We start from the raw sequence: 12,298 nt of genomic DNA, 5'->3' as shown, positions 1-12,298 counted from the left end.
AATACTATTAGCTAGTTTTACTTTATATTTTACTTTAATAGGTGTTTCAAACAGCTGTAAACTAAACTATAATTTACTTTTCTTCAAAGCATCCATTAATTCTACCATATCTACCACACCATAAGTAGAGGAGTAATCTGATACGGCATACGGTAATATGAGACTGTTGTTGTGAATAATCGATCCACAGGAATAGACCACATTAGGCACATAACCTTCCCGTTCGTCTTCCAGAGGTGATAGTAGGGGTTCGGCAAGTCGTCCGATTTCCTTTGAAGGATCATCCAGATCAAAGAGCGAAGCACCTATGCAATACCGTCTCATGGTTCCTACACCATGGGTAATAACGAGCCAACCTTCTTCTGTCCAAAGCGGTGATCCACAGTTCCCAATCTGTGTAAATTCCCATGGATACCGTGGCTCCTGAATCAGAATCGGATTATTCCATTGTGAAGGCCTGTCCGAATACATAAGGTAATTGTTAACGCCGTCAATTCTTGAAAGCATGGCAAATTTGCCGTTGATTTTCCTAGGGAATAATGCCAGATTTTTATTCTGTGCACCCACGCCATGTAAAGGCATGATTCGAAAGGTATAAAAATCTTCGGTAGAAATCATTTTTGGAAGAATGGCATGACCATTATAGGCTGTGTAAGTGGCGATTATTTTTTCGGACTTATCATCATCAATAAAACGTACAAAACGGGCATCTTCTATGCCACGGCTTTCAGAATCGGATATCGGAAAAATGACACGTTCAGTAATGTCGGAATCATGTTTGAATTGGATATCATAAAAAGAATCGGCCAACCAGATTATTTCTGCGAGTGCACTTTTTTTCTCCTGACTGATAGTTTGATCGCTTAATGCTTTATTTACTCCGTTTTTTAATGCAGCATGTTCAAATTCATCAGGCAGTTCATCCATAATGCAAGCGATGTATTCATCCGGTGTATGCATTTCGGTCAATTTCATGATAAATCGCTTCTTGTTATATAAGGATTTGTGTGCAATCTCTGCCTTATCGATGTTGTCACCAATTTTCATTATCTGAAGATTGTTGTTCTTATCGAGGATTCCTCTTCTAAAAACGATGGACGAGATATGACCTTCCCCTGTGGCCCGGAAAGAAATGATAACCCGTTTCTCTCCATTTTCAAGGTTTGATTGATCAAAATCTTCCACAATAGAAGGATTGAAAAAAGCAGCAGATTCTATGGCGTACTCCATCGTACAATAAGAGCCGATCAACATTTTTCGTTCATCTGAAAGTCCATCGTAGTTGATTTGCATTCCTTCTATTATTCCCTTAATGTTTTCGCAATGTCTAAAAAAGATGCGTGAAATATTTCGGTGCCGTCTGGCAAATTCGCGAAGAGTCTGTTCTAAAGTGTGGATGACTTGTTTTTCATCCAGCATCATTATATTGCTAACCATTTTTTTGGTCCGTTGTTCCCCATTCATAAAATATCTGGCGACAACCCTGCTGGAATCAGGAGTAAATATTATTTTTTTTCGGATGACAGAAACTCGCATAGATTTGTTTTTAAATTAGAATCCAATAAGTGCGTTTTTTAATGCGTCGATGAAAAACTGTTCTAGACATTTCATCATCGATTGTTTGATTAAAAGTGAATTTCAAGAACAAATCCCTTTAAAAAATTGGGGATTTTGGAAGTGCAAACTTACAAGTAAGGGCTCCTCTCAAAATTACAAAAAAAATAATTAAAATAAGTAGATAAATAACTGATTTACAGTGTAAAATTCTGATTTTTTATAAAACTGTCCCGATGAAATCGGAGGCTATCTGAATTGGCTTTCGAAGATATATTTGAAACGATTTTTGGCAAATACGTTAGCTAATAGGTAACATTTATAAATGTGCATTATAGAATAAAAGCCCAGTTGTGAGAACCAGGCTTTTGAGTATATTTTCTGTTGAAACGAAAAAAGTATTTTATTGATTTAGTTTGTCTGGTCGTCAACAGTTGCGTCAGGTGCATTATTTTTTACGGACTCAATTCCATTGTCACGGGAAGCTTCGGTTTCATACATTTGGCTCGAGCCGATAATCTGACCATTAGTTGCTTTTAAGTTAAAAAAAGACTTTCCGTTTGAAGCAGTCTTCCGATCAAATTTAGAATCATCCTGAGCATTTCTTCTTACTGATTCAATTCCGTTTTCACAGCTGGGCTTTGTGGCATACCCTTCACTGCTAAGAATTGTTTGTCCATTGTTGGCATTTAAGTTGAACTGGAACTCGCCATTTGTTCTTTTAGTAATTACAAATTTTCCCATTTTAAATTGATTGTTTAAAGTTGAATGACTAATTTAAGCTATTTATTTTGAATAGTTTAGAATAATAAATAATATTTTACTCACTTAGTATGCTAAATGTTTTCATTCGACTATTCTTACATTCCGTTTATTAATTGTAGTGTGAGTTCATCAGGTATTCCATTGAAATACTTTATGAGTACTTTATGAAATATCGGATTGGTATTTTTGACGTTTGCAAATAATGTCATGCAGGATCGTAATTTCATATCGTCAGGTGTCCCAAATATCTGTATTGCTGTTTTTTCGTTGAGATTTAATACTGTCTCAGTGATTTCGACCAGATGTTTTCCCAGGATTGGATGCTGCAAATAGACAGTAGCCTCATTCATATCTTTTATTCCGTAATATTTTGCAGTCTCACTGGAACCCAGTCCATTAATTTGAGGAAAAACATACCACATCCAATGGGTGTTTTTTTTGCCTTCTTTTATTTCTGAAAGTGCTTTTAGGTACACTTGGTTTTGTGCCTCTAAAAATCGGATTAATTCGTTGGTATCAGTCATTTTTTCATTTTTAGTTGCCATCGGCAAACTGTATTACTAAATTAATAATTAACTTGTTAAGTGTGATTTTTTTTTACCCTGTAATCATTCTATGTCTAGGTAAGTTGATTTCATGCTCCTGAGGATAGGGTGCCCGATGTGTCATGCTTACATCTTCGCGAATTTGTTCGTGTACTTTATATTGCCTGTCGTTTGTGTTGGAATATCTGGGATCAGGAATAAAGGGCATTTTTGCCATTTTGATGACCGTAATGGTAGGAAAATGATAATCAACCTCGACATTTCCTAAGAGTAAATAGCAACCGCCACCTTGAAAAGGGTATTTTTCAAGACAATCCGTAAAGTGTGCCGTATCGAAATATTCTCCTTCGATGTCTATCCAAGTGCCAAAGTACATGGTTCCTCTTTTGGTAGGTACGTGTTTTCTTGAAATAAGATAAGCGAGCATTTTTACTGTTTTTTTATGGTTTTTTATTAAGTCTTTTGCCATTACGGTACCCCTGTATCTGGTCTGTAACAAATCGAAAGGAGTACAGGAGACCGGAAAACTTAGCAGTTCAATTTCATCAAATGCATCTTCAAAAGGAGAGCGTTCCAATGCAGGTAGTTTGTATTCCTTAACCGGTTCCTGTAATAACATCAGATTCCTGTTTTCGGGTTTGAAGTTTACGAGAATTAGTCTGGCAATCACCAGCAATTGATTTTTTGTTTTACCTGTAAAGCGGAATGCTCCGATAAAAATTAAAATTTGTATCCCTTCAATGCCTATTGGAATGCGGTTGATAAAATCTTCCAAAGATTTAAATTCGCCCTGTTTCTCACGTTCTGTGATTATGCCATGCGCTATTCTGGTTTCTAAACCTTCCAGATGCATCAAACCCAAATAGACATTTGTACCATATACCGTAGTTTCGTATTCGCTCTTGTTAACGCATGGATTCTGTATGGTTGCGCCTGACATTTTGGCTTCGTGTACATACACTTCGGTACGATAAAAACCGCCCTGATTATTAATAACAGCTACCATAAATTCAATAGGGTAGTAGACCTTGAGGTAGAGACTCTGGTAACTTTCGACAGCATAAGAAGCGGAGTGTGCTTTACAGAACGAATAGCCGGCAAAGGATTCAATTTGTCTGTATATTTCTTCACTCAATTTCAAGGGATGTCCTTTTTGTGCACAGCAGGCAAAATAATTGTCTTTCACTTTTTGTAGTGCTGCTTTTGATCGGCCTTTACCACTCATAGCCCGACGAAGAATATCTCCATCAGCTGCCGGCAGTCCTGCATAATGCAAAGCGATTTTAATGACATCTTCCTGATAGACCATAATGCCATAGGTTTCGCCGAGCTGTTCTTTAAAAACGTCATGAAAATATTCAAATCGGTCCGGATGGTTATGTCGGAAAATGTATTCTTTCATCATGCCGGATTGTGCTACACCAGGGCGAATGATTGAGGAGGCAGCTACGAGGGTTTTGTAGTTGTCACATTTTAGACGACGCAGTAAACCACGCATGGCCGGGCTTTCGATATAGAAACACCCAATTGTTTTTCCATGGCTTAGAAATTCATTAGCCTTGGCTTCATTTTTTGATAAGACTGTATCACGAATATCGACCTTGATTCCCCGGTTTTTTTCAATCAGTTTTACACTGTCATCAATATGCCCAATACCACGCTGGCTCAGAATGTCAAATTTTTCAAGGCCTATGTCCTCAGCAATGTGCATGTCGAATAAAACGATTGGAAACCCTTTTGGAGGCATCTCCAAAGGAGTATAATTGGTAATTGGTTCTTCCGAAATTAATATACCACAAGAATGCATACTTCTTTGATTGGGATATTTCTCGAGCAACATACCATATTCCTGAACCAGTTTTACGACTGTGTTGTTATCGTGTAACTTTATGGGGTTTTTCGCCAATGCATCTAATTCTTCTTTTGGTAAACCAAATACTTTCCCCACTTCCCTGAATATGGAGCGGTATTTAAATTCGACATTGGTTCCGCAAAAAGCAACATGGTCCGCTCCATATTTATCAAAAATGTACCTTAGAATTGTATCGCGTTCTTTCCACGACCAGTCAATATCAAAATCGGGGGGACTCTTGCGGTTCAGGTTTAGGAAGCGCTCAAAATACAAATCCAGTTCAATAGGGCAGATGTCTGTGATGCCCAGACAATAGCTCACAATACTATTAGCACCACTACCACGACCGATATGCAGAAATCCTTGACTATTACTGTATTGGATAATATCCCAAGTAATTAGGAAATAACCGCTGAATTCCAGTTGATCGATTACCTTTAATTCCTTTTCGACTCTGGTTTTTGCCTGTGGATTATTGTTGCCATACTTTTTTGACAATCCTTCCTGAGCGAGTCTGGTCAAAAGTTGCATGTCGCTTTCCCTACTTCCGGAATAGTACTTTTTGTTTTTTGGTGTTTTGAAATCAAACTCGAAATTGCAGCTTTCCATGATCTTTTCTGTGTTTTCGATGATTTGCGGATACTCTTTAAATCTTGCAAGCAATTCCTCCAAAGGAATCATCCGTTCGGAAGTTTTGCAATAATCGGCTTCAGTGAGTTTGGACAAAATAACGTTGGTATCAATAGCTCTCAGGATCTTATGCAGATTGTATTCTCTTTTTGTCCGGAAGGTCACGGGTTGCAGAATTACCATTTTATTTAATAGAGCTTTCCATTCCGGTAGAAACAATTTTGGAAGCTGTTCGAAATTAATACCTATGTACTCATCTTCTTTCAATACTGTCGGTAGATTTTCGAAAGGGTAAATAATGGTTACTTCTTTAAAATCAGGAGCTGATAATGGCAAAGGGGTATTTTCGAAATTGTGTTTCGTTAGGAAACGATTCATTTCGGCGAGACCTTTGGCATTTTTGGCCAAACCGATATAGCGCAATTTATGGTTGCAGCGAAATTCTATTCCAATGACAGGTTTGATGTTTACTTCTTTGCAGTCTTTTATAAAATCGTAGATACCTGTGACTGTATTAATGTCGGTTAGTGCCATTGTCTTTAGCCCGCAAATAGCAGCCTGCTGTACCAGTTCAGTGAGCGGAATGGTACCGTAACGCAAGGAATGAAAGGAATGACAATTGAGGTACATGATGTTATAATTTACGTTTCAAAATTTCCGATTTGTTATTCGGCTTAAAAGTTGCGCCAGCACAACGCATTACGGCATCAAAGCCATATCTGCTTTTCATTCTGTCCATGGCTTGGTATAATGAGAGCATCTCTTCTGTATCTTCAAATAAATTGATTTGATAGGTGCCTCTCACGAGTCCACTGAAGCGTATACCGATTAAACGAAGCCGCATGCGACGCTGGTATACTTTATCAAATAAGTCGGTAACGGTTTTTGTCAGGGTATGATCGGCTGATGTATAGGGCACTTTGCACTGTTTTGTTTCGGTATCAAAATTGGCATAGCGTATTTTGATTACCACTGTTGAAGTGAGCCATTCTTCCGAGCGTAATTGAAAGGCTAGCTTTTCTACCATGCCGATAAGCACTGATTTCAGTTTTTGAATGTCGATAGTGTCCTGCCCAAAAGTATGTTCCGTTGAAATTGATTTCCGCTCAGTATAGGGTTCTACAGGGTTGTTATCGATGCCGTTTGCTTTCTTCCATAATTCAATACCATTTTTTCCTATCATTCTCTGTAAGACTTCTGCAGGCATTTCTGAAAGTGTCTGAATCGTGCGGATGCCAATTCGGGATAATAGCTGAAAAGTTACTTCCCCCACCATGGGTATTTTTTTAATGGATAACGGATTTAAGAATAACTGTACTTTATTTTCTGGTATTTCCAGATTCCCTTTTGGTTTGGCTTCTCCGGTACCAATTTTAGAAACCGTTTTGTTTATTGATAGTGCAAAGCTTATGGGTAATCCGGTTTCTTTGGTAACTGATTGTGCCAGTTCGTTAGTCCATTTGTAGCCCCCGTAAAATTTATCCATGCCGGTAATGTCGAGGTAGAATTCATCGATGCTGGCCTTTTCCATTACGGGTGCTTTTTCTTGTATGACTTCGGTAACTGTATGCGATAATTTAGAGTAGAGTTCCATATCTCCTTTCATTACTTTTGCCTGTGGGCAGAGTCGGAGTGCCATTTTAATAGGCATTGCTGAACGCACTCCAAAAGTACGGGCTTCATAAGAACAAGAAGCCACTACACCGCGGTCTCCACCACCAATGATTAATGGTATTCCCTCAAGCTTTGAATTGCCAAGTCTTTCGCAGGACACAAAAAAAGTGTCTAAATCCATATGTACAATTGCTCTTTCCATAATCATCTCCTTTTTATACACAACAAAATTAGTACAGATTGTAACAAAAATGATTATATTTGGTGTTACAAATTGTAACAAAATAGCTATGTCTTTATTTTCCGACAACATCAGAAACCTTAGGGTAAAAAAGAAAATTTCACAGGAAAAGCTTGCTGAGTCGCTGGCAATAACGCGAGGCAGATACGTCAAATATGAAGACGGAACTTCAGAAGCTCCTTATGAAATACTTAAAAAAATATCTCATTATTATCATATCAGTATTGACCTGTTGCTTTCTGTGGATGTGCGGAAAATACCCATGGATGAGTTACTGAAACTGGAAGATAACAGATTAGTGCTACCGATTACTGTTGATCAGGACGGAGAGAATTTTATCGAAATCGTTCCGCATAAAGCCAAGGCAGGTTATCTTACCGGATATGCAGATCCTGAGTTTATCGAAAGCCTGCAACACATATCATTACCATTTTTGGGTCCTGGAAAGCACAGGGGGTTTCCGGTAGAAGGCGATTCTATGCCACCGCATGAAGATGGCAGTATCATCGTTGGCCGTTATGTTGAAAAACTGGGAGAAGTCATGGATGGTAAGACGTATATACTGATCACCAAAAGTGAGGGTATCGTGTATAAAAGATTGAATAAAAACAAAAAAAACATATTGGTTTTGGAATCTGACAACAGTTTTTATCCTATTTATGAAGTCAAGGCCTCGGATATTCTTGAGATTTGGGAATATGAATGTAATATTGGACGAAGTGACAGGAAACAGGAAAACTCTGAAGCTGCCAGTGTGAAAGACATGTTTTTGGAACTAAAAAGAGAAATTCACGATTTGAAAACGAAGCATTAAAAAACATAAGATTCGAAAAATGAAGTTTAAAAAAAGTGCTGGTATTCTTTTATACAAAAGAGTTGAAAAACAATTGCTTGTCTTACTTGTGCATCCTGGAGGTCCATTCTGGAAAAACAAGGACGCGGGACATTGGTCAATTCCCAAAGGCGAGTTTAGTGATGAAGAAAATGCATTTGATGCGGCAATACGTGAATTTGAAGAGGAAACGGGGACCAGATTGGATGGGTATTTTATCGAGCTTACCCCTGTAAAATTAAAATCCGGCAAAGTAGTTTATGCCTGGGCTTTAGAAAAAGATCTTGATGCAGATGCCATAGTGAGCAATACTTTTGATATTGAATGGCCTCCAAAGTCCGGAACATTAAAAAGTTTCCCTGAAATTGACAGAGCACAATGGTTTACAATTAAAGAAGCATGGGAGAAAATCAATGAGGCAATGAGGGATTTTCTTTTACAGCTGGAAGAAAAGGTGGAATTTTGAGTAGAAAGCTGAGTAGAGGAGAAGATGATGAAAAAAGCCCTTCGGAAATTCCAAAGGGCTGGTAATTGAAGATAGATTTATTTTTTTGATTCTTCTACAGAAACTTTTCTAAACTCTTTTAAAAGTTTCTCCAAGTCCAAAGTTGATTTACGTGCTCTTGTTCCGGCAGCTTTGTTTCCTTTTTCAATGTGTAATTCAGCTTCTGTTTTGAATGTTTCGATTTCGGCGCTGATTTTTTCGAATAAATCTTTCATGATAATGCTTTATTAAATTAGGGCGCAAAAATAGAAGTTTGCTTATAACATAGGGATAATTTGTTGTTAAAATTATTGATATTTTTTAGATGTAATTGTAGTGTGCTGATATTGAATATTCAAAGTATCGGGTGTTTGTTTTACATTTATATTAATCCTAATTTTTTAGCTATATTTATTAGGTCGCTATCGCTGCCTTTCCCCATTAATAGCTGTCCTTTTATATTTGCTTTTCTTTTTTCTATGGCACTCATGGAAAGAGGAATATAGTTGGGAAGATTCACTGTTTTAATACCTTGTGAAATAAGGATTAAAATCTGGCTGTCATGTGTATCCCAATTAATATTTCTTTGAAACAATTCTCTTTGTGATTCCATGATAGTAGGGCTTTTGTACATTTCTCCATCCACAATTTTTTTACAAACAATAGGGAATAATTCAAAATTAATATCATTTTTAGAAACGAAACCTTCCGGGTTTATGTCTTTGATTATTTTATCTACAGTCAGGGGTTCACCATGCATGGTAAGCAGGACGATTTTGCAATTTGGGAACTTTTTCCTGATTAGCGAAGCCAGGTCAATACCATTTTCAATATTAAACTCGATATAAGGAGGAAGGCTAATATCTAATAAGGCCAAATCAATAGTTGTATTTTGATTTAGATAAAAAAATATTTTGTTGTACGCATCTTCGCAATTATAACTTTTTATAAAATTGGGGGTGTTTTCTTGGAAGTTACTGACAGACAAAAGGTTGCTATAGCTATCAACTGTCATCGGGTGATCATCAACAATTAAAATAGTAAGGGGCGTATTCATTTTATCGAATTTCTTACAAAATTAATTAAATATTACGGTATAACCGTAAAATTTTTAGAAAGCAATGATGTTTATTTGTATTAGTTGATGTTTAACTTAACCTACATTTATATGAAAAAATTATACATGGCCGGACTAGTTTCGATTTCTTTACTAACTTATTCTTGTTCTAATGATGAGGAGAGTTATGAGGTTCAAACTAGGGATTTTAAAACGACGCCCCAGTCTGTTTTGAAAAGCGATTTTACGGCAAAAGCAAATGATTCCACTACAGTAAGACTGAGTACGGATGCAGTTACGGATGGCGATCCAAGCGTTTTAAAACCACCAAGATAGTATTAAGAGATACTTAATTGAAACAAGAGTACCATATGATTTATTTGTAGATCATATGGTACTCTTGTTTCAAAATACTATATTTGAAATTTTAAAATAATAATTACATTTTGAATGATCTTCCTAAAATAATCTGTTTGCTTCTGCTGTTCTTTTTTTTTTCATGTCAAAAGAATGATTCGGATGCTTCTATAAAAAACAATACTATTTTATTTGATAAAAATTTTTTAGAAGGTTTAGAAAAAAATAAAAAAGAGCAATATTTAGATTCAATAGGTGATTTATTACAATCCAAAGAGAATGATTCTGTTGTCAGAGAGAGCTACTTAAAAGTCGCAACAGAATATTATTACATCAATAATTTAGAAAAATCGTTATCTTTCAGTCTAAAGGCTTTACGGCTATCCAAGCAGGCTAAAGATAGTGTCCGAATTTCGAAAGCTTTATTTTATGTGGGTGATTGTTATCAAAACTCAAAAAGTGATAGCGCTTACTTTTACTATTTGCAGGCAGAAAAAATATATCATAAAATGCGTGATTATGATAATTTAGGCAGAATGTTATACAATAAAGCCTATGTTTTATTTTTTGATGGAAATTATGTAGAATGTGAAGTTGAAATTTCTAAAGCCTTACAATATTTAAAAAACTCTACCGATCACCGCTTGATTTATTTCTGTAATTCATTGATGGGAAATTGTTTAGAAAAATTAGTTAATTATGACGAAGCCTTGCGTTATCATAATTTAGCATTAAGTGATTTAGAAAAAATAAAAAGTAATGGTAAAAACAAAGATGAAATAAATAATTATACTGTAAGTTCTGTTATTAATATATGCAATTTGTATGATCTAAAGGGAGAGTACTCGAAGTCTATAGAAAAATTAGAAAGTTTGCTTTCAGAAGATTTAAAAAAGAGAGCACCTAGTCTGTATGCAAATGTCTTAAGCAATCTGGCTTATTCTAAGATGAAAAATAAGGAGTATGAAAATGTTGAATCCATGTTTTTTGAATCCTTACATATTGTCGATAGTATTGGGGTTGCATCGGATATATTGTATAAAAAGATACATTTAGGAGAATATTTTTTAACTCAAAAGGATACTAATAAATCAATTCAAAATTTAAAAGAAGCGAATCAATTAGCCATTAAAATTAAGAACAGTAATGAAATTTTAGCTTCATTAAAATTGCTATCCGAATTAGATAAGAAAAACCAGTTATTTTACGCAAATGAATACATTAAAGTAAGTGATAGTATTAATCTGGTGCAAAAAAATGCTCATAATAAGTATGCCAGAATTGAATATGAAACATCAAGGATAGAGGATGAAAATAAAGTTCTAACCAAGAATAATTTTTATATTTTAATTATTTCATTTGTGCTGGTTTTAATACTGATTATAATTATTGTTTTACGGTACTTAAAATATAGAAATAAAGAGTTACAGTTTGTTAAGAAGCAGCAAAGCGCTAATGAAGAAATTTACGAACTGTTAACCGAACAACATAAAAAAATTGATATCGCAAAGGATAATGAAAAGGCCAGAATAGCAAAAGAACTACACGATGGCGTCATGAATAAAATTTATGGTGTCCGAATGAATTTAGGTTTTTTTAATTCTTTAATTGACGAAAAAACCATTGAGAAAAGAAAAGTATATATTTCTGAATTACAAAATATAGAGAGTGAACTTAGAACGATATCGCATGACTTAAGTCGAGGTTCTTTTTTTGATGGTAATGATTTTAATGTGTTATTGACAAGTTTAGTCGAAAATCAAAAAGAGTTTAGTAGTACGCATTTTAAATATGTAAATAACGGAATGTTTGAATGGGCTACTGTTCAAAATATATATAAGATTAATTTATACCGTATCATTCAGGAGGCCCTTCTCAATGTTAACAAATATGCTAATGCAAAGAATTGTAAGGTAAAAATTCAGAAAAAAGAAAACAATATTTTGAAACTGAGTATTACTGATGACGGACAAGGATTTGATATTAAAAATAAAAAAGGTGGTATTGGATTAAATAATATGAAAGAACGAGCGAATTCTTTAAAAGGTCAATTTAACATTGAATCAAAAATAGGGGAAGGAACAAAAATTGAAGTAGTGTTTAATCTTAAGACCTTATCCTAATGAGTATTCAACAAGCGTTCCGCTGATTGTTTTGTAGTTTCTGGATCTTCTTTAAAACTTCAAGATCATTCGTAATATCATTCCTTACTGATTAATCCTAAACTATTTTGATAATAGAGGTACAAATGGGGGTCATGGTTCGAGCGCCTCATCGCCCACAAAACTTCTCAAGAAATTAAGAAGTTTTTTTGTCCTTTTTACAAAAATTAATGGATCACCTTAATGGAAAATTTATCGGTTTTTT

11 protein-coding genes are annotated in these 12,298 nt (G+C 35.4%); 4 read left to right on the top strand and 7 right to left on the bottom strand.

Features of this window, described 5'->3' with window-relative positions; genetic code table 11:
- Nucleotides 1-66: 66 nt before the first annotated feature.
- The 5 genes from ABEB23_RS04430 to dinB form a co-directional block, all read right to left on the bottom strand.
- Complete coding sequence (locus tag ABEB23_RS04430; RefSeq protein WP_348811196.1) at nucleotides 67-1,536, bottom strand: glycoside hydrolase family 130 protein; 1,470 nt, start codon at nucleotides 1,534-1,536, stop codon at nucleotides 67-69.
- A 429-nt stretch (nucleotides 1,537-1,965) separates the two neighbouring features.
- Entirely contained in the window at nucleotides 1,966-2,298 is a 333-nt protein-coding gene (locus ABEB23_RS04425) for a YegP family protein (RefSeq protein WP_348811195.1), read from the bottom strand.
- 116 nt (nucleotides 2,299-2,414) lie between these two features.
- A complete protein-coding gene (locus ABEB23_RS04420; protein WP_348811194.1) occupies nucleotides 2,415-2,843 on the bottom strand; it encodes a DUF1810 domain-containing protein in 429 nt (142 codons plus the stop codon).
- Nucleotides 2,844-2,916: 73 nt separating this feature from the next.
- Entirely contained in the window at nucleotides 2,917-5,976 is a 3,060-nt protein-coding gene (locus tag ABEB23_RS04415; protein ID WP_348811193.1) for a DNA polymerase III subunit alpha, read from the bottom strand.
- Nucleotides 5,977-5,980: 4 nt separating this feature from the next.
- Nucleotides 5,981-7,162, bottom strand: coding sequence for a DNA polymerase IV (dinB, locus tag ABEB23_RS04410; RefSeq protein ID WP_348811192.1), 1,182 nt, complete (start codon nucleotides 7,160-7,162; stop codon nucleotides 5,981-5,983).
- Nucleotides 7,163-7,250: 88 nt separating this feature from the next.
- On the opposite strand from dinB, the gene ABEB23_RS04405 reads away from it, so the two are divergent.
- Nucleotides 7,251-8,015 carry an XRE family transcriptional regulator gene (locus ABEB23_RS04405; protein ID WP_348811191.1) on the top strand — a complete coding sequence of 255 codons (765 nt, stop codon included), beginning with the start codon at nucleotides 7,251-7,253 and terminating at the stop codon, nucleotides 8,013-8,015.
- 19 nt (nucleotides 8,016-8,034) lie between these two features.
- Nucleotides 8,035-8,499 carry an NUDIX hydrolase gene (locus tag ABEB23_RS04400; protein ID WP_348811189.1) on the top strand — a complete coding sequence of 155 codons (465 nt, stop codon included), beginning with the start codon at nucleotides 8,035-8,037 and terminating at the stop codon, nucleotides 8,497-8,499.
- 77 nt (nucleotides 8,500-8,576) lie between these two features.
- Here the strand turns inward: ABEB23_RS04400 and ABEB23_RS04395 are convergent, their stop codons facing one another.
- Both ABEB23_RS04395 and ABEB23_RS04390 read right to left on the bottom strand, forming a co-directional pair.
- The gene (locus ABEB23_RS04395; RefSeq protein ID WP_348811188.1) at nucleotides 8,577-8,753 is read right to left on the bottom strand and encodes a BF3379 family histone-like protein; all 177 of its coding nucleotides are present in this window, start codon (nucleotides 8,751-8,753) and stop codon (nucleotides 8,577-8,579) included.
- Nucleotides 8,754-8,899: 146 nt separating this feature from the next.
- Nucleotides 8,900-9,574, bottom strand: a complete 675-nt coding sequence (locus ABEB23_RS04390; RefSeq protein ID WP_348811187.1) for a response regulator — start codon at nucleotides 9,572-9,574, stop codon at nucleotides 8,900-8,902.
- 111 nt (nucleotides 9,575-9,685) lie between these two features.
- Between ABEB23_RS04390 and ABEB23_RS04385 the strand changes: the two genes are divergently transcribed.
- A complete protein-coding gene (locus ABEB23_RS04385; RefSeq protein WP_348811186.1) occupies nucleotides 9,686-9,910 on the top strand; it encodes a hypothetical protein in 225 nt (74 codons plus the stop codon).
- A gap of 110 nt (nucleotides 9,911-10,020) precedes the next feature.
- On the top strand, nucleotides 10,021-12,054 hold the full coding sequence (locus ABEB23_RS04380; RefSeq protein WP_348811185.1) for a tetratricopeptide repeat-containing sensor histidine kinase: 2,034 nt from the start codon (nucleotides 10,021-10,023) through the stop codon (nucleotides 12,052-12,054).
- Nucleotides 12,055-12,298 lie beyond the last annotated feature (244 nt).

The organism is Flavobacterium maritimum, assembly GCF_040049085.1.
Lineage (GTDB): Bacteria > Bacteroidota > Bacteroidia > Flavobacteriales > Flavobacteriaceae > Flavobacterium > Flavobacterium maritimum.
The sequence above is the reverse complement of the archived record's forward strand: the minus strand, read 5'-3'. Positions and strand labels throughout refer to the sequence as shown.

Excerpts from the sequence above, each read along its gene's own strand:
- ABEB23_RS04425 (WP_348811195.1), bottom strand. The coding sequence starts at position 2,298 with ATGGGAAAATTTGTAATTACTAAAAGAACAAATGGCGAGTTCCAGTTC.
- ABEB23_RS04400 (WP_348811189.1), top strand. The coding sequence starts at position 8,035 with ATGAAGTTTAAAAAAAGTGCTGGTATTCTTTTATACAAAAGAGTTGAA.
- ABEB23_RS04395 (WP_348811188.1), bottom strand. The coding sequence starts at position 8,753 with ATGAAAGATTTATTCGAAAAAATCAGCGCCGAAATCGAAACATTCAAA.
- ABEB23_RS04420 (WP_348811194.1), bottom strand. The coding sequence starts at position 2,843 with ATGACTGATACCAACGAATTAATCCGATTTTTAGAGGCACAAAACCAA.
- ABEB23_RS04415 (WP_348811193.1), bottom strand. The coding sequence starts at position 5,976 with ATGTACCTCAATTGTCATTCCTTTCATTCCTTGCGTTACGGTACCATT.
- ABEB23_RS04390 (WP_348811187.1), bottom strand. The coding sequence starts at position 9,574 with ATGAATACGCCCCTTACTATTTTAATTGTTGATGATCACCCGATGACA.
- ABEB23_RS04405 (WP_348811191.1), top strand. The coding sequence starts at position 7,251 with ATGTCTTTATTTTCCGACAACATCAGAAACCTTAGGGTAAAAAAGAAA.
- ABEB23_RS04430 (WP_348811196.1), bottom strand. The coding sequence starts at position 1,536 with ATGCGAGTTTCTGTCATCCGAAAAAAAATAATATTTACTCCTGATTCC.
- ABEB23_RS04385 (WP_348811186.1), top strand. The coding sequence starts at position 9,686 with ATGAAAAAATTATACATGGCCGGACTAGTTTCGATTTCTTTACTAACT.
- dinB (WP_348811192.1), bottom strand. The coding sequence starts at position 7,162 with ATGGAAAGAGCAATTGTACATATGGATTTAGACACTTTTTTTGTGTCC.